Raw genomic sequence first — 19,622 nt, 5'->3', positions numbered from 1 at the left:
TTAATCATCGCATATTCGTAAAAAAATGATTATGATATTTTGTAGAATGGAATAATGGGGGATTGTATGAAGAAACTGTATGGCAAGTTAGTGTGTTGTATTATAGCAAGCAGTTTAGTTGCAGGATGCGATAGTGCTATCGAGGTTACGAAAGAAAAAGAAATTTGTAAAATAGAAGAAGTTTGCACGCAAATAGGAGATAAAAGATTACAAAAAGTATATAAAAAGATAGAGGGACTTTCAGAACTTGAAAAAGTAGAGGATTATGACATAGAAGAGTATGAAAGTATGAATATGAAAGAGGCGGAACAGAAAAAAGAAGAGGATGACAATTACTTTTTTTTAGCTTCTTATTATATCGATGATGATGAAATTGTAGATCCTTATTTTGAAAAATTGGATCGTAAGAGATTGAATAAAGTTTTTGCAGATGACGAAGTAGCAAAAGATGATTTGTTAAGTCAGCGACAAGATAGAGAGTATCATGAAACCTTATGGGACATGTATCGCACTCTCGTCCCAGTGAAATATCGTGAGAATATAACAGGATTTGGTCTAATAACAGATGGTTATGATGGCGTTGTTGCCCATGTCATGCCAAGTATGGATGACCCGAGAGATTGGGTGCTTAGTTTAGATGTGCTTGATTCTGGGGTGAATATAGATGAAGTGATGAAAACATTAATTCATGAAACGGCTCACGTATTAACGATTGGACATAAACAAGTACCAGTGGATAGAAAGTATTTAGAGGCGTTTGATGAAGAGAAAGACATTTCATCATATCGAAATAAATGTAAAACGGTGTTCGTGAAAAATGGATGTGTGAGAAAAAGTTCGTATATTAACCAATTTTATAATGAATTTTGGAAACCAATTGAGCAAGAGTGGACAGAAAAGAAAGTAGAAGAAAGTGAAGAGGCACAAATTGAATTTTATAAAGAAAAGCATGATGATTTTGTATCACTATATGGAACAACAAATGTAACGGAAGATATCGCAGATACATTTACAGCGTTCATTTTACAAGATTCAAAAAAGGTGAAAGAAGGTACAGAGTTAAAATATAAGAAAATTGCTTTCTTCTATCAGTTTCCTGAGCTTGTAAAAATGAGAGCGGAAGTGCTGTCGGGATTATATGATGTTTCAAAAACGATAGAACAACAAAGTGGAGACTAATGTGAGTTATGCTTTCGATATAGTTTCGTTAAAGAAAAGCGTGAAGAATTTTTAATTCTTTGCGTTTTTTCTTATGTTGATAAAATTGAAAATTCTGTATTTTTATTAAAAAGAAGAAGGAACTGGAGGCACAAAAGAGAATTAGTATAAAAATGTCACAATTTAGACACAATTATAATGCGCGTGTTGTAGGGACTATAAGTTTACTCTCGAGGAGGTAATGAAACGTATGAAAACGATTCTTGCTGTTGCTGGTCTCATTTGGGTAATGTCTCACGGTTTTCCGATTTTTGAAGGGGAGCAAATTCGTAGTGCTTTGAATGAAAAGTTTAATGATTATCATGTGATAGATCGAAAAGATAATGTCGTTACAGTACGTGTGAAAGACTGTTTCCATACAGTTACGGTTGCGGATGGAAACATTACAAATGAAACGAAAATGTGTGATAAAAGGTAAAAGAAAGAAGCTGACTATAGCGCACTGTTTTGAGTCAGCTTCTTTTTCTTTTTCCAATTAGAATTTTTTCAAATGCCTCAACAAATACATACATAAGAGTTGCAAGAACACATGTGAGTAGTACGCTAAGTAAGACGAGTGTGAAGTTAAAGACTTGGAATCCGTAGCTAATTAAGTAGCCAAGTCCTTGTTTGGAAACGAGAAGTTCTCCGAAAATAACACCGACCCAGGATAAACCAACGTTTACTTTTAACGTTGAGATAATTGCTGGAAAAGATGCAGGGAGAACGACTTGCTTATAACATTGCCATTTATTTGCACCAAATGTGTCCATCACTTTTATATAGTTAGAATCGACTTCTTGAAATGCACTGTAAATAACGAGAATGGTAATGATGATGGAAATGATTACTCCCATTGCGATAGAAGATGAAATGTTTGGACCGAAAATAACGATGATGATTGGACCGAGTGCAACTTTTGGCATTGCATTTAGGACGACGAGATAAGGATCAAGTACGCGGGCTAGAAGTGGCATCCACCAAAGGAACGTGGCAATAATAGCACCAAGTACTGTTCCGAGAATGAAGCCTACTCCTGTTTCCAGTAATGTCGTCCATATGTGGACCCAAAGTGAACCGTCGATCCATTTCGTTAAGAAGAGATCCCAAATACTCGAAGGAGAGCTAAAGAGTAAAGGATCAATCCATTCTTTTTTACTAGCTATTTCCCATAGTGCAAAGAAAAGAATAAGTAGTAAAAGTTGTAGCGAGCGAGCAATCCAAGCGCGTCTGCGTTCGTTCTTTCGAAATTGTTCATGTAGTTGTTTTATATTATCCAAGTCGTTCCAGCTCCTTCCATATATCTTGAAAGAGGGCTGGGAAATCGTAGTGATGGCGTGCTTCTAACGGTGATAAAGAACGGATACTTTCCGGGACGATAAAGGTTTTTGCGATTTTTCCGGGATTCGCTTGCAGTAAATAAATACGATCACTCATCGCAATCGCTTCTTCAATATCGTGAGTAACAAGTAGTGATGTTTTCTTATATTTATTTAGTAAGTTGAAAACGAGTTCTTCTAGTTTTAACTTCGTTTGATAATCGAGTGCGGAGAATGGTTCATCTAGTAATAAAATTTTCGGATCAGTCGCTAATGTTCGAACGAGAGCGGCACGTTGACGCATACCGCCGGATAGTTCACGAGGATATTGTTCTTCTACACCATGCAGACCGACTTGTTTTAAAAGGTTTAAAGTATGTTCTTTCATCTGCTCATCATAAATCTTTCTAATATGAAGTCCGAGCATAATATTTTCTTCAATCGTTTTCCAAGGGAATAAGTAATCTTGTTGCAACATATATCCCATAGATGATGTTTTCGTTGTAATCGGTTCACCATCTAAAAAGACGATACCGTCAATTGGATCAAGTAGCCCAGCAATGATTGAGAGGAGCGTTGTTTTACCGCAACCACTTGGACCGAGTATAGAAATAAATTCGCCTTCTTCCACTTGTAAGCTCATATCTTCGAGAATAAGTTTGGCATTCTCTTTTGCAAAAAAACAGTGAGAAACGTTACGTATTTGTAAAAAACTCATACCCTTCGCCTCTATTTCTTAATAACGCTTTCGGCAATTTTTGTATTGACGAGCGCTTCATGTGGGACTTCTTTTTGTAATTCGCCAGCGTCTTTCATAATAGTTTGGAGCTGTTTCCATTCTTCCGCATCTAATAGTGGATTTGTTGCATAAGAATGTTGCTTTTTGTACCGTTCAATTACTTTTACTGTTATGTCTTTTGAAGTGTCTTTAAATAGCGGGGAAACGGCATCAGCAATTTCTTCTGGACTATGTGTATCAACCCATTGTTGTGCTTTATAGAGCGCACGTGTGAACTTTTCAGCAGCAGCTTTATCTTTCTTTAAGAAACTTTCTTTTGCCATGAACGTTGTATAAGGAACAGTACCAGATTCATTTCCGAATGAAGCGACGATATAACCTTTACCTTCTTTCTCAAGTATACTTGCAGTCGGTTCAAAGAGCTGTACAAACTCTCCAGTACCAGATGCGAAGGCATTTGCAATATTAGCAAACTCGATATTTTGAATTAAGTTTGTATCTTTATGAGGATCAATGCCGTTTTTCTTTAAAACATATTCCCCCACCATTTGCGGCATGCCGCCTTTACGCTGTCCTAAAAACGTAACACCTTTTACATCATTCCAATTAAAAGAGTCTAGTTTTTTACGTGAAACTAAAAATGTCCCATCTGTTTGTGTAAGCTGTGCGAAGTTAATGACAGGGTCTTTCGCTCCTTGTTGATGAACGTAAATAGACGTTTCAGAACCGACGAGAGCAATATCAATTCCGCCAGATAATAGGGCGGTCATCGTTTTATCGCCACCAGCTGTTGTTTGTAGGTCAATATTTAGTCCTTCATCTTTAAAAAATCCTTTTTCAATCCCAACATATAATGGGGCATAGAAGAGAGAATGGGTAACTTCGCCGACGCGAATGTTTTGAGTTTGTTCTTTAGTACCTTCTTTTTTACTACTACAAGCAGCAAAAGTAAAAACAGCTAGTAACATGATGCAAAAAATCGCGATTAATTTTTTCACTATATAACACCTCCTAGAAGTCACTCTACAAGCATGATATGTAGGTAAGTGCCCATATGTGAGTGTAGATAGCAGGAATTTTTTTGGTGGTAAAGAAGTACAAATATAAGGGGTGATAAAATGGAGTACGAATACGATAATAGCGTACATTTACATCTTGATTATTTCGGGACAGAATGTGATATGGAATCGATTGCTTATAAGAGGAAGAATGAAGACGTATGGGATGTGTATTTTAATTTTGGAGTATACGGTATTCAGAAAGACGATGTAGAGTTAGGGAGATTTATGGACGAATATGCTGGTCATTACGTTTTTTCTGTACATGCTCGCGATCTTAGCTGGGAATTTGGAAGTGCCCAGTTTGAAGAGTGGGTTTTGAAAAATCGGATAGTAGAAAAAACGCTACAAAAATAGGAGGAATTTTGTGATTGGATTTCTCATCTTATTATTTATTTTTGTGGCCGGATTTTTTATCATGCAAATGCTTATTTACCGATTTGCAAAGAAAAACATCCATAAATATACAAAAATAAAATGGTTTCATATGTGGCTACATATGAATATGAAAAAAGGTCCGAGATTAGATTTTTTTGATTTTGTAATTATAGTACTCGTATGTATCGTATGGAAAATATGGCTGCTTCCTTTTATATAATACACATGCTAATCATTTTCTCTTTTATCATAAAATAACGAAAAGAACCTGTCTTGTGGCAGGTTCTTTTCGTTATAGTAATAGTTGTTAAAAATGAGCAACGCCTTTTTATTAATTTTTTCGTATTTTCATGTGAAATCTTTAATAGCATTAAGGATTTCTAAAAAGTAGTTATTATATCATAAAGTGGAATGCTGAAATTAACCTTTTCAAGAATGAATAATTTGTATACCACAATTTAACTATTGATTAAGGAAGTATTAAGGAAATATATTTATAGTAGAAGCAAGTTTGCAGACGAAATATAGGATATATGTTATTTTAATACAAATAGTTTTTTCGATGCGGGGTGAAATTAATACATAGAAACGAGGGAATGAATTGAAATATGGTTCTACACTTTTTCATCTTCCAAAAAGAAATATATTAATTTCTAGCATTATAAGTAGTATGGTGACATTATTAGTAATAACTATGCTGTTTATGATTTTAAAGGTTTTTAATTTAGACATGATGAAAGATCATTTAAATCAAAAGCTTGTTTTAAGTGTTATGATGATTTTCATATGGGGCATAACATTTTATATTACGCATTTCAATAAAAAAGAGATGTCTATATGTAAGGCATCCCTGAGAGTGCATTTTATATTATTTTTGCTAGCTCATACAGTAGCATTATTTTATATTGTCATGCAAGTTAATATGAGTTTCATAGAGACAATGAATTGGATTTACATTTATAATATGCAGTTTATATTAAGTGTTGTAGTAATTTATGCAATATATATTCTTGTATATAATTTAATAGGTAAGGTTTTTCTAAGTATGGTTTTAACGAGCTGTACGTTAGTCATTTTAGGTATTGTGAATTATTTGAAGCTTATTTTCAGGGGTGATCCGTTATATCCTTCTGATTTCACACAAATTACGCATATGCAATCTGTTATACCGATGGTGATGGACTATTTTAGCTGGAGTTATATTTTTGTCATTATCTTAAGTATCGTAGCTTGTATTGTTGCAGGGATATATATGAGAAGATATATTCAAAATGTAAAGATTCATCTAGGAATAAGAGCTTTATTAGTAGTAGGATCTATTTTTGTTCTATATGCGTACGGTAATTTTGCGAATACATTTATGAATAAAGTATTTCAAAAGTCAGGTGTAGATTTTGTTTTGTGGAATCAAAATGAGAACTATGCTTCAAATGGTTTTGTACTAGGGTTTATTAGCAATTTAGATACAACAGTTATGGAAAAACCAAAAAATTATTCTAAAGAAAATATGCTTCAAATAGCAAACGATATAAAAAAACAATATAGTGGAAATATAGGGAACGAAAAGAAAAAAGAGAAACCGAATATTATTTTTGTAATGAGTGAATCGTTTTGGGATCCGACGAAAGTAACCAACCTTTCATTTAGTGAAGATCCTGTACCAAATTTACATCATTATATAGAAAACTTTCCTGGTGGACAAACTATTTCTCCTACATTTGGGGGAAATACAGCGAACGTTGAATTTGAGGCATTAACGAGCTATTCAATGAGTTTGTTAAAGCCAGGTTCTATACCATATCAGCAGGTTATTACAAATAAGAAAGAAATTCCATCAATCCCTACGGCGTTGAAAAAAGAAGGTTATTACACAAGTGCAATTCATTCATTTGGTCGCACATTTTTTAAACGTGATGATGTATATAAGGTGTTAGGATTTGATAAGTTTAATGCAGATGACACGATGGAAAATGTGGATATTGATGGAGATTATATTAGTGATTTAGCGATGAGTAAAGAGATAATTGCTGAGTTAGAGAAACAAAAACAACCTACATTTATTCATGCAGTTACGATGCAAAATCATTTTCCATTTACAGAGGGCCGATTTGGTGAAAACCTAATAGAAATTAGCGGTCTAGAAAATGAAGAATCAAAGGGAGAATTAGAGACATATACAGAAGGATTAAGACGTTCAGATGAGGCTCTTCAATATTTAATAGAACAACTAGATAATTTAGACAGACCTACATTATTAGTATTCTTTGGAGATCATCTTCCATCATTAGGAACAAATAAATCTTTTTATAAAGAAAATGGGTATATAACGAATGAAAAAACACCGAGTGAACGTTTATCAATGGCGCAAACGCCGCTATTAATGCATGCAAACTTTGATATGCCAAATGATAATTTAGGTTTAGTAAGCCCAATCCATTTTTCTAATCTTATTTTTGATTATACAGGATTAAATAAATCCTTATTTTATCAATTTTTATCGGAACTTTACAAGGAAATACCAGTGCTTAGAGATGAATTAAAAGTTGATAAAAATGGAGAAGTAATCAATGATTTAACAAAGAAACAAAAAGAAATGTTAGAGCAATATAAAATGCTTCAATATGATTTACTCGTTGGAAATCAATATAGTAAAGATATCCTCTTTAAATAAAAGAAACAAAAAGAACTTGTATAACGATACAAGTTCTTTTTTCATAGTATTTAACGGGGTAACCAGACAAGCTGGGTTTAGGGAGTATTACTTGTACATTTAGTATATATGAAAATGTAATCGTTTTATTTGTGTGTTTGTGAGAAATGTGTGAATTTTATGTTTTGTAAAAAAACGATTATGTTAACTTTCATTCTTGTATTGCAGTTGTTATGCCTGTAAAAATTTTATCAGTTCTTTATTTAAGTCATCCGCTTGATCGATTGGTGAACCATGGCCACTATTTGTAAGAGCATGTAACTGAGAATTTTTAATTCGTTGTTGCGTAAGCTCAGCACTTTTGTAAGGAATTAGTTGGTCGTGAACGCCGTGGAAGATTTTCGTTGGGACGTTAATTTTATTTAAATCTTTCGTTACATCTTCATTTGCAGCTGCTTGTAAAATTTTGATAAGGGCATAAGAAGCGGACTGCATACCGAGATAAGAAAACCATTCAAGGGTTGCGGCTCCTAAGTTTCTATTAAAAAAGGATAAAGATACATCATTTAAAAATTTTGGTAAATTAGCATACATTTGATTAATAAGAGCATCTGCTTGTTCTTTCGGTACACCGTAAGGGGACTCTTGATTTTTAACGAAAGAGGGGGAGACAGCGTCAATTAATGCGAGCTTAGAAATACGGTGCCCGTTATAGCGAGACATATAGCGAATAGAAAGAGCACCACCAACTGAGAAACCGACTAACGTAGCGTTCTCTACTTGGAGTGCTTCTAGAACAATTGCGATATCATCGGCTAATCGATCATACGTGTAACCAGTCCATGGTTTATCAGATTGCCCATTCCCTCGTATATCCATGGCGATACAGCGAAAGCCATGCTCGGGTAAAACATTGAGTTGATATTGATACATTTGATGATTTAAAGGCCATCCGTGAACGAAGAAAACAGTCTTACTACCTGGACCAGGATTAACGTCTTGCACAAAAATATGCACATCTTTCTCGACAGTAATAAACATAAATGTCCCCCTATTTTATGAATATGCTCGATCCCAAAAGCGTTGTTTTGTCATAGCTTTAATAAATTCATTTGCTAGTCGTATAGGGTCTTGTTCTATTAAAACACCAGGATTTCCTTCGATATTTAAAGATTGAATAATAGACGAGCCGTTTTGGAAGGAGCCAATTGGCTTAAAGTGATTATATGATTCTACGACAAATGAACTTGCTTTGTTAAGAAAATGATCATCCATCTTTCCGCCGATAAGAAGTAATCCATCATAAAGGAGTGGTGAGCCTGTTAAGAAAGTATCATTTACTTCCCACTGTCCATTTTGCGTTCCCTGCACTATGCCTAATCGTTCGGAAACGATCACTGGTTGAAGACCTACTTGTTTGAACTGATTTATTATATATTGTGCGCTGGGCCCATCATATCCATTTGCAACAATGACACCTACTCGTAATGTATTAGGACTAAAGGTCGTATTTGCCATACTGAGTGCTGGAGATGATTTTGTAACGTTGGATTCTTGCACATTTGGGATTTTTGCCCCGATAGCTTCTGCAACTAAAGTAGCCAATTCTGTACTAATATGTCCAATCATATCCACGACTTGTTGGCGGACAGATTTACTTTTGACTTTTCCTAATTCAAAGGAGAAAGCCTGCATAATGTGGATTTTTTCGACGTGACTCATACTATTCCAAAATAAACGAGCTTGAGAGAAGTGGTCTTTGAAGCTAGCAGCAGTTTCCCTTGTTTTATGACCAGATACAGTAGAAGGATATGTAACGAATCCCCCCTTTGTCCCAGGTACAGTATAAGGAGAATTATTTGCTAAGGAATTGTTATGGTAGGCAACTTTTCCTTTGTCGATTATATATTTAGACGCACCATCTCTTTGGTTGTTATGAAATGGGCATATCGGGCGGTTAATCGGTAGTTCTTGATAATTTGTACCAACGCGTGCTAATTGTGTGTCTGTATAAGAAAAGAGTCTACCTTGTAAGAGAGGGTCATTGGTAAAGTCAATACCACGGACGATACTTCCAGGGTGTAGTGCCACTTGTTCAGTTTCAGCGAATACATTATCTACATTGCGATTTAAGGTCATTTTCCCAATGATTTTAACGGGAAAATCTTCTTCAGGCCAAATTTTCGTTGCATCTAATATATCGAAGTCGTATTTAAATTCGTCCTCTTCTTCTAAAATTTGAATGCCAAGTTCGTACTCAGGGTAGTTTCCAGCATTAATATTTTCCCACAAATCACGGCGATGGTAATCTGGATCAGCACCGCCTAGTTTTTGTGCTTCATCCCAAATTAACGAATGAACGCCGAGCTTTGGTTTCCAATGGAATTTCACGAATCGTGACTTTCCATTTCTATTAACTAGACGAAATGTATGAACTCCAAATCCTTGCATCATTCGAAAGCTTCTTGGAATTGTACGATCGGACATAATCCACATCATCATTGCAGCTGATTCTTGATTGTTGGCGATGAAGTCCCAAAAAGTATCATGTGCTGTTTGGCCCTGTGGAATTTCATTATGTGGCTCTGGTTTAAGGGCGTGAATTAGATCAGGAAATTTAATGCCATCTTGAATAAAGAAAATGGGAATATTATTTCCTACTAAATCAAAATTTCCTTCTTCTGTATAAAATTTAACGGCGAATCCTCTTACATCTCGATTCGTTTCATTTGCTCCTTTTGATCCAGCTACTTCAGAGAAACGAATAAAAAGCGGTGTTTTTTTTGAAGGGTCTTGTAGAAAGTGGGCCATTGTTAGCTCTTCTAAAGATTCATATAACTCAAAAATGCCATGTGCTCCGTATCCTCGTGCGTGAACGACTCGTTCTGGAATTCGTTCACGGTCAAAGTGAGAAAGTTTTTCTCGCATAAGGAAATCTTCTAGAAGGGTAGGGCCACGATCACTGGCAGTTAAAGAGTTTTCATCATTTGAAATTTTAACACCTGTATTTGTTGTCATCTCTTTTCCTTCATTCTCACGCGTGAAAGATTGGAGTTGTTCTGTCTTTTTATTTTTTTTGCCGTCCATAAAAAACACCTCCCATAATATACGTATTATTGTTTATGTTTTTTATGCTTGTATATAGCATGAAGATATTGCATAGTTGGGATGATTTTCCTCAAATGTTCGATTTATCTTTGTTTGTCTATGAAAATCATTTATTATAATAAATGGTATTCTTCGAGATATTATTTTGAAGGGGTGTTGAAGTGAAAGAAAGTTTTCTATCATATAAAGAAGAAGAAAGGAATGCAAAAATCCTTTTATGGGTGTTATATGTCATTGTTATTGTATATCAAATTTTCTATGCAATCGTATTAGACGATAAATCAATAATGGATAAGGGGTACAACATAGTATGGCAAGTTATTTGCGGAGTAGCAATACTGTGCGTGAATATATATTTAATGAAAAAAGAGAAGGCCAACCTTGTTAAATATGCATGGATATTTGCATACATAGGGATAGAAATCGCTAATATATTTTCGTATGTTTTTTATAATAAGGCGGCGTTTGATGCGACAAATATAATAGAAATTATTCTCATTTTCTTTGTACCCATATTTTTAAATAAAAAATTTTATGTGATTTTACTTTCTTCTATTGTAGGAAAATATTTGATTTATTTATTTGTATTAGAGGAAGTAAAAGCATTTATGTACCTTATTATGTATACACTTATGTTAATAGCGGCATATATCATTTTAAACCGATTTTTACAATATCTTTCAGCTGTAAAGGAAAGTATTGCGATTGCTAGTGAATCGCAAAAATTAGCGGTAATTGGGAAAATGGCAGCGACGGTTGGACATGAAATTAAAAATCCACTCGCTTCATTAAAAGGATTTACACAATTACAACGAGAGAAGCATGAAGAGGATCCTATTTATAAACGTATGATTTTTGAAATAGAAAATATGAATAATATGATAAGTGAGTTGATGGAAGTTGCTACATGCAAACCTTCTATTTATAAGAAACATGATGTGGGGAAAATTGTATTACAAGTAATAACAAGTCTTCGCGAAAAAATGAATGAATTAAACGTACAGTTTATTTCTAATGTGGAAGAAAAAACAATAGAAATTGAATGTGATGAACGAAGAATAAGAGGAGTCTTTTTATATACGATAAAAAATGCTTTAGAGGCAATGGAACAAGGTGGCATATTACATGTAAGATTAGAAAATAAAGGGAAAGAGTATGTAATGATCAGCGTGATTGATAATGGTCATGGTATTAAGCAAGAAAACTTAATTCGTGTTACAGAGGCCTTTTATACAACGAAACAAGATAAAATTGGTCTGGGACTTACGGTAGCGAATCGAATTGTCGCCGAGCACCTTGGTGAGCTGCATATTTCAAGTGAAAGAGATACTGGAACGAGAATAGACATCATTCTCCCAAGGAAGTGTGGAAATACTGAAATCCAAGTGGAAGAAAAGCTAGGAGTTACCATATGAATAAAGGCTATATATTTAAAAATGAAGAAATAAAGGCGCTGAAAGCATTTTTAAGTTTATTTTTCATTATATTTTTTGTATATGATCTTGCCTATGAATTTATCGTACCATTAATCGGTGGAGAGCAAGAAGGCGTAGGAGAGTTTGAAGATGGCTTAGGTTTATGGCTTTACTTTTTGATGGTGGTATTGTTTTGTATTGGAATATACTTTATGAAATGGAAGAATGTTTTTGCGGTAAAGTATATTATTCTAATTGGCTATAATGTATTAGATTGTATCCATAACATTATGATTTATTATGGTAGCGATGCAGAATTTGACGGTGGAAATATAGTAGAAGGATTTTTTATTTTGTTCGCACCAATCTTTGTGAATAAAAGATATTTCTGGTTAGTTCCAGCGATACTTGTCGGAAAGTATGCTCTTACAGGAATCATTATTCAATCTTCTCTCGTTTTAATTCCAATGGCATTATATAGCGTATTTACTATCATATGTTGGATTATATTTTTGAGGGTTCAGTCTTACGTTCGTACGCTTGAGATGATGGATAAAGAAATAAAACAGACAGAAAAACTAGCAGCTGTTGGAAAGATGGCAACGGTTATTGGTTATAAGATTAGAAGACCTTTAGCAAACTTAAAAAAACTTGTGAATAAACAAGCAGACAAGCATCCAGAGGATAAAATTTATAGTGATATTATGAAACAAGAAGTAGATCGGATTCATATAATTGCTACAGAACTTAGTGGATTTGAGAACTCTAAATCACTAGAATCAGAAACTCATAACATAGAAGAAATTATCTCTTATGTTATTCGAGTTATGGAAAAGCCTGCGTTAAAACAAGGAGTCAACATACAAGGTATTTACAGTAAAGACTTACCATCAATTACATGTGATGAAAAACGATTAAAACAGGTCTTTTTTAATTTAATTAAAAATGCAATTGAAGCAATGTCAGTTGGCGGAACAATTACGATTAAAGTTACTGTAAAAGATGGAATCATCATTCAAGTGAAAGATGAGGGATGCGGCATTCCGAAAGATAAAATTCCAAAGTTAAATGAAGCCTTTTATACAACGAAAGAAACAGGAACTGGTCTAGGTTTAGTAGTTACAGAAAAAATTATTAAAGACCACAACGGTAAAATGAGTTTTGAAAGTGAAGTTGGGGTTGGAACGACGGTTGAGGTTATGTTACCACTGCATTAAATAGAAAAAACATCACTTCCAAATAAGTGATGTTTTTCTATTTTATCTTGCTATTTGTGGATAGTAAAAATCTCATTTTATCGATAAAGAATGTATGATGTGTTTCTAAGATCAAAATGTTTTTATAAGTTTTTATTATGGATTTTTTGGTAAAAAATTTAGACTATAAAAATTAATTGTTTTTTTCTAAAAAAACTATTTTCTTTTTTGGGTTTTAATGGTATATTCAAAACACGATAAATAAATACCTATTTTTGGCACACTATTCGAAAGGATAGGTCGCAAAGCTAAGAGTCTAAAGTAATGAAAATTACTATGATAGTCTGGTTGCAGTTTGGATTTTCACACATAGTTGTATGTATGAAAATCGAAGAGGCAACCGGATTTTTTATTGTCTCAAAAAGAAAAAATAAATGGGCACACTATTCGAAAGGATAGGTCGCAAAGCTAAGAGTCTAAGGTAATGAAAATTACTATGATAGTCTGGTTGCAGTTTGGATTTTCACACATAGTTGTATGTATGAAAATCGAAGAGGCAACCGGATTTTTTATTGTCTCAAAAAGAAAAAATAAATGGGCACACTATTCGAAAGGATAGGTCGCAAAGCTAAGAGTCTAAGGTAATGAAAATTACTATGATAGTCTGGTTGCAGTTTGGATTTTCACACATGTTGTGATGTATGAAAATCGAAGAGGCAACCAGGCTTTTTATTTTTTAGGAATACACATTATGATTGTAAATTTAGTCGATTAATACATCTAATATTCGAAATATTCGGTACATAGAAAGTGGGGGAGGGAAGTACATTGCAAAATCAAATAGGTAAATTTGGGCGTATACTTCTCGCTGGAGGAATATTATTTACCCAAGTTGGTGTGCTAGATTACTCTGCAACGAAAGTTTATGCGGTTACAAACGACGAGCAAGGACGTTTTATCGTTCATATGGATAAACAAGAAATAAAAGTTGATGAAAATGTAGTATTAAAGATTACAAATACAAATAAACAAGATGCTAATATCGAGCTGAAATTATCTAATGAGCAGCTGTTCAATGAAGCAGAAACGAAAAAAATGAACGAAAACAATAAAGCGATTCAAAGCATTTCAGTAACAGAAGATCACATTGTAAAAATTGAAAAGAATGAGCAAAGTAATTTTATCGGTGACGTATATGTAGTCATTCAAATGAAAAAAGCTGGAGAGTACAAATTTGAACCGATAGTGAAGTTTGAAGGAAATGAAAAGAAAATTGAATCTCCTTCTCTACATGTTGTAGAGAAAAAAGAGGCTTTAAATATAGCTATTTCTGATGAAAATCCAAAGGCTTCAGAGGAAGTTGTGAAAAAAGAAATCAGTGAAAAAGTGAAAGTATCGGAAGAAAATAAAAAACAAGAAATAAATGCTACTAATGCTGAAGTTCCAAAAGAAACGAAGACTTTAGCGAAAGAAAAGGTTAATGAGGAACTCGTACCAAAGGAAAATGAATTAAAAGAGAGCAATAGGATAAACGAAAATAATCAGGAATTACCTGCTATTCAAGCTGAGAAGGTATTAAAGAGCCAATCTCTACTAGCTGCTAGTCCTGTTACAAGTATTCTTAAATATCCAAATGTAAAGGTAATAAATAATAGAACAGGTGAAGGGCCTTCTATCTCGGGTAAATATGCTTTTAGATTTGTTTGGAGCCCACAAGTAACATATGAGGTAAAGGGTAGTAGCAATGACAGAACTGGTCAAAGTCAATATACATTTAGAAATTCAAATAGAGAACAGTACGTATTAGTAAAAAAAGCTGGTGAATATCAAGGGAAATGGATTGATGTCCGTATTAATATTCACTCTATGACAGCTTCATCTGTAGATGTTAAAACACCAATAACTAAAGGTGATGCAAAAAACTTTTTACAATTATATGGGAACGGAAGGTCAGGACAAACTTATAATGCTTCCTTTGAATTTTATGAACACGGAACAAGTAAAAAAGTACCATTAACGGCAATGTGGAATTTCAAAAGGATAAATAGTTATAAAAATGTAACGTTACGTAATGATGGTAGTCATTTAACGAATTTATACGTGTATGATACGAGTTCAATTAGGTATCAAGACAAAGGGAATAATAAAATCGAGTTTTCTGGAACAGCAGGTCCAGTAGCTACTCCAGAAGCAGATATGACAATTACATTTGATAATTTAACAGAATTACCGCTAGAAGTTAGATTAAATGCTTCAGGTGTTAATGTATCATACGACCAATTAGCGATTGCACAAATTGAAATTCCAGCTCCAAGTGTAATAGGAGATATTGTGGAAGATAATTCCCGTCAACTTTCTTATAAGGTATATCAAAATATGCCTGCTCAATCGAAAGAGATTCACTATGCGAAATCTTTTGTATTAGAAAGTGAAGTGAATAAGGATTTTACTGTGAATGATGTTTCCATTCAAGATGTGGAGAGTGGAGATGATGTAAGTAGTTTCTTTGATATTAGCAGGACAAACAATAAAGTCACTGCGGTTGCGAAAGTAAATGCGCTAAAAACAGAAGAATTCAACGGGAAAATTTATGAAATGACAATTACAGGTTCTCCTGTAAAAGGTGCTGATGTAATGAAATATTACAAAGGTGGTTATCTTGAAATACCGGTGTCAGCTAAAAATTATTTAGATGGCGATAAGAATGGACAAGATAGTAATCGAGATGGAATCGCAAAAATAAGGTATAAAGGTATTCCAACTGGGAAACCAGTCCTACAAAAAGTAGTGCAAGGAACAGATTTAACAAAAATGGATATTTCTAAATTTGTGACAGATTTATCTGTAGATACGAATTTGGATGTAGATAAACCAATATCAGTAGTGAAGTTAATCAATATTCCAGATACCAAAACAATAGGGAATCATACTGTAACGGTTGTAATTGAAACGAAGCAAGGTGTACAAGCGGAGATTCAAGTGCCGGTTACTGTCGTTGATGGGACTTTAAAGTTAGTAGACGTACCAAAAGAAATTACATTTGGAGATTTAACAATTCCATCGAAAACAACGACATACGCACCGAAGGCGATTTCAAATCCTTTAAAGGTAACCGATGATCGTGTTAAAAAGCAAAAATGGAGTGTATATGTAAAGGAAATTACACCATTAACTTCAGCGCAAAATGACACATTGACAGGAGCATTGATTTACAAACGAAATGGAAAGGATACACCTTTAAGTACTTCTAGTATAGAAGCATTCTCGTATACTTCTAAAAACGACGAGGAGGTTTCACTAAATTGGAAGGAAAACGAAGGAATTCATTTACAAGTAAAACCAGGGCCGAATGTCAAAGTAAATACTAAATATGCTGGACAGCTAGAATGGACATTAACCGATGCTCCTCTCTAAAAATATATGAAATATATAAATTTTAGAAAGGAGAGAGTAATGAAAAAAATAGTTGGTATTATCGTTTCCACAGTTATATGTGTGCCGTTTCTTATGGCAAATGTAGTAACGGCTACAAGTACGAATTCAAAAGCGGGTATTACATTTTCGAATAGCTATACACCAAATACATCAACTGATCCGACAAAGATAAATACAAAAAAAGAGACAGTTGATAAAAATAAAAATGGAGATAAATATTTACCGAAAACAGGAGGCCAGACACGGGACTTCAAACAATATATAGGATTGTTTTCGATTGTTTTATCTCTATATGTATTCAAAAGAATTAGGGGAAAGCAAGTGTATTCAAAATAAAAAATAGATGAAAACAGAGAAAAGGGGAAGGTACATATGAAACTAGCAAAATTAGCATTAATCGGTGCAGTATCATTAACATCAGTTGCAGCAGTAGGAACTTCAGCATTTGCGGAAGAGAAAGCAAATATGAAATCAAAAACAGATGTAACGTTTATTGAAGATACAAGCACAACAGATCCAAACAATCCAGAAACTCCAAATGAAAAAGTTACACCAGAGAACCCTGGTGACCATGAAAAAGGAACAAAAGGTCCATTAAGTATTAACTACGTTTCTAACTTACACTTCGGCGAGCAAGTTATCTCTGGTAATGATCAAACGTACTTTGCAAAACTGGATAAAGTAAAACAAGCGACTAAAACAGTTGAAGTACCTAACTTCATATCTGTAACAGATAACCGTGGTACAAATGCAGGATGGAAATTAAAAGTAAAGCAAAATGCACAATTTAAAAGTGGTAATAGTGAGTTAACAAATGCAGCTTTAAGCTTAAGTAACCCAGTTGTAAATTCTGTAACTGATGCACAATATGCACCTACAACATTTAAAAATAAAGTAACACTAGCTCCAGGTGGAGATGCGGTGGAAATTACTACTGCCGCAAAGAATAAAGGTATGGGTGATTGGACGACTGCATTTGGTAAAGGGACAGAACAAGGTAAACAGAGTGTGAGCTTATTCGTACCAGGTACGACAGCGAAAGAAAAAGGTGCGAAATATTCAGCTGAGTTAACTTGGACTTTAGAAGATACACCAAACTAAGCTTTTATAAGATTGAAAATTAAGAATAAATGAATTGAAAAATGATTATAAAGGGGTATAAAACTATGAAACTAGCAAAATTAGCATTAATTGGAGCGGTAACATTATCATCAGTATCAGTAGGGACGTCTGCATTTGCAGCTGAGAAAGATGGCGGGAAATTAGACTCAAAAGCATTTATTAAATTCGAGAAAAATACAGATAAAATTGATGTTGTTAATCCAGAGAATCCAGATGAAACTGTAGATCCAGTTGATCCAGATAAAAAAGGTACAGATGGTCCACTAAGTATTGATTATGTATCTAACTTCAACTTTAAAACACAAAAAGCATCAGGGAATAACGAAATCTACTTTGCAGAATTAGATAAAGTAAAGAAAAAAGTAGACGGTTCTGTAATTGACGTGCCGAACTACGTTCAAGTAACAGATAATCGTGGTACAAATGCTGGATGGCATTTAACAGTAAAACAAAATGGTCAATTCAAAACTGCAGATGATAAAGCGTTGGATGGCGCGGCATTGACATTAAAAAATTCAGCTTTGAAATCAAATGCAGGTAGCGACGCACCAACAGCAGAACAATCTATCACATTAAATCCAAGTGGTGCAGCATCTGATTTAATCGATGCAAAAGAAAACCAAGGTATGGGTACATGGGTAAATACGTTTGGTAAAGATGCAACAGAAGCGAAACAAAGCGTAGAGTTATCTGTACCAGGTAAAACGAAAAAAGAACAAACACAATACACAACTTCACTAACTTGGGAACTAACAGACGCTCCTATGTAAGTAAGAGGAATTTTAAGATAAAAGAGGAAAATGAGAAGAGATAAGGGAATGGCTTTAACCTTGTCTCTTTCTTGTCTATAAAATGGATATGAAGGGGATTACATAAGAGATGGTAAAAAAACTATTTACTAGCTTACTATTAATTACATTCTTCATGGTAAACGCTTTTTCAGTATATGCAGCTGAAATGAAATTCGCTGTGACAGCAGTTATACCAGAAAATCAAATTGATAAAAATCAAACGTATTTTGATTTGAAAATGCAACCTGGACAAAAGCAAACAATTCAAGTCCAAATGAAAAATGATACGAATAAAGAAGTTGTGGTAGAATCGTTTGCTAATGCAGCAATTACGAATAGTAATGGTATTACAGATTATAGTACAGTAGAACCAAAAACGGATTCTACTTTGAAATATCCGTTTTCTAAAATTGCTAAAATGCCAAAAGAAACGAAAGTACCGGTTAACAGCATAGTGACAGTTGATATAAACTTGGAAATGCCAAGTGAGTCGTTTGATGGTGTTATTTTAGGTGGTTTATACTTTAAAGAAAAAGAAGATGAGAATGCAAAGAAAAAAGATGAAGGTGTGCAAATTGAAAATAAATATGCATACGCAATTGGTGTTGTTTTAAAAGAGACAGATGCTGAAGTAAAACCAGACATGAAATTAAACGAAGTAAAGCCAACACAAGTTAACGGGCGTAACGTTGTTACTGCAAATTTACAAAACGTAAAGCCAGCAATGTTAAAAAATTTAAGTGTTGATGCAAAGGTATATAAAGAAAAAGGTACAGATGTTTTATTTGAAGCGAAAAAAGAAAATTTAAGAATGGCGCCAAACTCAAACTTTGATTACGCTATTAGCTGGGAAAACAAAGCGTTTGATCCAGGAACGTACCGAGTAGAAGTGAAAGCTACTGATGGCGATCAAAAGTGGGAATGGACGAAGAAATTTACAATTGAAGGAAAGACAGCCGATAAGTTAAATGATACAGCGGTAGAAGCGAAAAAAGACTACACGCTATATTACATTATCAGCGGAGTACTACTGGTAATTATATTATTAGTTCTTGTGTTCTTCTTAGGTAGACGCTCTAAAAAAGAAGACGATAAAGAAAAATAATATATTGATAGTGTAAAAAGAAAATAATGGATGTTTTACTATGAAAAATATATAATGGCTTTGTCTGTTATTTGTTGTAGTTCATTTATATTTCTATTTGTTGACCCGA

At 34.0% G+C, this 19,622-nt stretch carries 17 protein-coding genes and 3 riboswitches; of the genes, 12 read left to right on the top strand and 5 right to left on the bottom strand.

Annotated features, from left to right (window positions below; all coding sequences use genetic code 11):
• The first annotated feature begins 66 nt into the window (after nucleotides 1-66).
• A complete protein-coding gene (locus tag AC241_RS23730) occupies nucleotides 67-1,179 on the top strand; it encodes a hypothetical protein (protein WP_043935226.1) in 1,113 nt (370 codons plus the stop codon).
• 229 nt (nucleotides 1,180-1,408) lie between these two features.
• A complete protein-coding gene (locus AC241_RS23725) occupies nucleotides 1,409-1,636 on the top strand; it encodes a hypothetical protein (RefSeq protein ID WP_000849112.1) in 228 nt (75 codons plus the stop codon).
• A 34-nt stretch (nucleotides 1,637-1,670) separates the two neighbouring features.
• On the opposite strand, the gene AC241_RS23720 is transcribed toward AC241_RS23725, so the two are convergent.
• The 3 genes from AC241_RS23720 to AC241_RS23710 are packed head-to-tail and all read right to left on the bottom strand — an operon-like array spanning nucleotide 1,671 to nucleotide 4,253.
• Nucleotides 1,671-2,477: an ABC transporter permease gene (locus AC241_RS23720; protein ID WP_000368798.1), complete on the bottom strand. Its 807-nt coding sequence runs from the start codon at nucleotides 2,475-2,477 to the stop codon at nucleotides 1,671-1,673.
• Entirely contained in the window at nucleotides 2,470-3,234 is a 765-nt protein-coding gene (locus AC241_RS23715) for an ABC transporter ATP-binding protein (protein WP_000009022.1), read from the bottom strand. The genes AC241_RS23720 and AC241_RS23715 overlap by 8 nt, the downstream gene beginning before the upstream one ends.
• Before the next feature lie 11 nt (nucleotides 3,235-3,245).
• Entirely contained in the window at nucleotides 3,246-4,253 is a 1,008-nt protein-coding gene (locus AC241_RS23710) for an ABC transporter substrate-binding protein (RefSeq protein ID WP_000733140.1), read from the bottom strand.
• Nucleotides 4,254-4,373: 120 nt separating this feature from the next.
• On the opposite strand from AC241_RS23710, the gene AC241_RS23705 reads away from it, so the two are divergent.
• The 3 genes from AC241_RS23705 to AC241_RS23695 all read left to right on the top strand — a co-directional run bounded on the left by AC241_RS23705 (nucleotide 4,374) and on the right by AC241_RS23695 (nucleotide 7,362).
• Nucleotides 4,374-4,670: a DUF3986 family protein gene (locus AC241_RS23705; protein WP_043935227.1), complete on the top strand. Its 297-nt coding sequence runs from the start codon at nucleotides 4,374-4,376 to the stop codon at nucleotides 4,668-4,670.
• A gap of 10 nt (nucleotides 4,671-4,680) precedes the next feature.
• Complete coding sequence (locus tag AC241_RS23700) at nucleotides 4,681-4,911, top strand: hypothetical protein (protein WP_000578980.1); 231 nt, start codon at nucleotides 4,681-4,683, stop codon at nucleotides 4,909-4,911.
• A gap of 381 nt (nucleotides 4,912-5,292) precedes the next feature.
• On the top strand, nucleotides 5,293-7,362 hold the full coding sequence (locus AC241_RS23695; RefSeq protein WP_050844609.1) for an LTA synthase family protein: 2,070 nt from the start codon (nucleotides 5,293-5,295) through the stop codon (nucleotides 7,360-7,362).
• Between the two features lie 210 nt (nucleotides 7,363-7,572).
• On the opposite strand, the gene AC241_RS23690 is transcribed toward AC241_RS23695, so the two are convergent.
• On the bottom strand, nucleotides 7,573-8,382 hold the full coding sequence (locus tag AC241_RS23690) for an alpha/beta fold hydrolase (protein ID WP_016079974.1): 810 nt from the start codon (nucleotides 8,380-8,382) through the stop codon (nucleotides 7,573-7,575).
• A gap of 15 nt (nucleotides 8,383-8,397) precedes the next feature.
• Nucleotides 8,398-10,428 (bottom strand): catalase, encoded by a 2,031-nt coding sequence (locus AC241_RS23685; protein ID WP_043935230.1) that lies wholly within the window; start codon nucleotides 10,426-10,428, stop codon nucleotides 8,398-8,400.
• 182 nt (nucleotides 10,429-10,610) lie between these two features.
• Here AC241_RS23685 and AC241_RS23680 point away from each other — a divergent pair, with 182 nt between their 5' ends.
• From AC241_RS23680 to AC241_RS23650, 7 genes are all read left to right on the top strand, one after another.
• Nucleotides 10,611-11,864 carry an ATP-binding protein gene (locus AC241_RS23680; RefSeq protein ID WP_050844608.1) on the top strand — a complete coding sequence of 418 codons (1,254 nt, stop codon included), beginning with the start codon at nucleotides 10,611-10,613 and terminating at the stop codon, nucleotides 11,862-11,864.
• Nucleotides 11,861-13,081 carry an ATP-binding protein gene (locus AC241_RS23675; protein WP_043935232.1) on the top strand — a complete coding sequence of 407 codons (1,221 nt, stop codon included), beginning with the start codon at nucleotides 11,861-11,863 and terminating at the stop codon, nucleotides 13,079-13,081. Before AC241_RS23680 ends, AC241_RS23675 begins: the two co-directional genes overlap by 4 nt.
• A 246-nt stretch (nucleotides 13,082-13,327) precedes the next feature.
• Nucleotides 13,328-13,416: riboswitch (cyclic di-GMP riboswitch) on the top strand.
• 71 nt (nucleotides 13,417-13,487) lie between these two features.
• Nucleotides 13,488-13,576, top strand: a riboswitch (cyclic di-GMP riboswitch).
• Between the two features lie 71 nt (nucleotides 13,577-13,647).
• Nucleotides 13,648-13,736, top strand: a riboswitch (cyclic di-GMP riboswitch).
• Nucleotides 13,737-13,888: 152 nt separating this feature from the next.
• Complete coding sequence (locus AC241_RS23670) at nucleotides 13,889-16,474, top strand: WxL domain-containing protein (protein ID WP_050844607.1); 2,586 nt, start codon at nucleotides 13,889-13,891, stop codon at nucleotides 16,472-16,474.
• Nucleotides 16,475-16,513: 39 nt separating this feature from the next.
• A complete protein-coding gene (locus tag AC241_RS23665; protein ID WP_000724871.1) occupies nucleotides 16,514-16,831 on the top strand; it encodes an EF2685/EF0750 family sortase-dependent surface protein in 318 nt (105 codons plus the stop codon).
• Nucleotides 16,832-16,867: 36 nt separating this feature from the next.
• Nucleotides 16,868-17,596 (top strand): WxL domain-containing protein, encoded by a 729-nt coding sequence (locus AC241_RS23660; RefSeq protein ID WP_043935234.1) that lies wholly within the window; start codon nucleotides 16,868-16,870, stop codon nucleotides 17,594-17,596.
• 65 nt (nucleotides 17,597-17,661) lie between these two features.
• A complete protein-coding gene (locus tag AC241_RS23655; RefSeq protein ID WP_000761535.1) occupies nucleotides 17,662-18,387 on the top strand; it encodes a WxL domain-containing protein in 726 nt (241 codons plus the stop codon).
• Nucleotides 18,388-18,496: 109 nt separating this feature from the next.
• Nucleotides 18,497-19,513 carry a WxLIP family cell surface protein gene (locus AC241_RS23650; RefSeq protein WP_050844606.1) on the top strand — a complete coding sequence of 339 codons (1,017 nt, stop codon included), beginning with the start codon at nucleotides 18,497-18,499 and terminating at the stop codon, nucleotides 19,511-19,513.
• Nucleotides 19,514-19,622 lie beyond the last annotated feature (109 nt).

The organism is Bacillus thuringiensis (genome assembly GCF_001182785.1).
GTDB classification, from domain to species: domain Bacteria; phylum Bacillota; class Bacilli; order Bacillales; family Bacillaceae_G; genus Bacillus_A; species Bacillus_A thuringiensis_S.
Note: the sequence above shows the minus strand (reverse complement) of the source record. Positions and strands in the feature narration are given on the sequence as shown.

Excerpts from the sequence above, each read along its gene's own strand:
- AC241_RS23665 (WP_000724871.1), top strand. The coding sequence starts at position 16,514 with ATGAAAAAAATAGTTGGTATTATCGTTTCCACAGTTATATGTGTGCCG.
- AC241_RS23660 (WP_043935234.1), top strand. The coding sequence starts at position 16,868 with ATGAAACTAGCAAAATTAGCATTAATCGGTGCAGTATCATTAACATCA.
- AC241_RS23655 (WP_000761535.1), top strand. The coding sequence starts at position 17,662 with ATGAAACTAGCAAAATTAGCATTAATTGGAGCGGTAACATTATCATCA.
- AC241_RS23705 (WP_043935227.1), top strand. The coding sequence starts at position 4,374 with ATGGAGTACGAATACGATAATAGCGTACATTTACATCTTGATTATTTC.
- AC241_RS23675 (WP_043935232.1), top strand. The coding sequence starts at position 11,861 with ATGAATAAAGGCTATATATTTAAAAATGAAGAAATAAAGGCGCTGAAA.
- AC241_RS23715 (WP_000009022.1), bottom strand. The coding sequence starts at position 3,234 with ATGAGTTTTTTACAAATACGTAACGTTTCTCACTGTTTTTTTGCAAAA.
- AC241_RS23690 (WP_016079974.1), bottom strand. The coding sequence starts at position 8,382 with ATGTTTATTACTGTCGAGAAAGATGTGCATATTTTTGTGCAAGACGTT.
- AC241_RS23725 (WP_000849112.1), top strand. The coding sequence starts at position 1,409 with ATGAAAACGATTCTTGCTGTTGCTGGTCTCATTTGGGTAATGTCTCAC.
- AC241_RS23685 (WP_043935230.1), bottom strand. The coding sequence starts at position 10,428 with ATGGACGGCAAAAAAAATAAAAAGACAGAACAACTCCAATCTTTCACG.
- AC241_RS23730 (WP_043935226.1), top strand. The coding sequence starts at position 67 with ATGAAGAAACTGTATGGCAAGTTAGTGTGTTGTATTATAGCAAGCAGT.
- AC241_RS23650 (WP_050844606.1), top strand. The coding sequence starts at position 18,497 with ATGGTAAAAAAACTATTTACTAGCTTACTATTAATTACATTCTTCATG.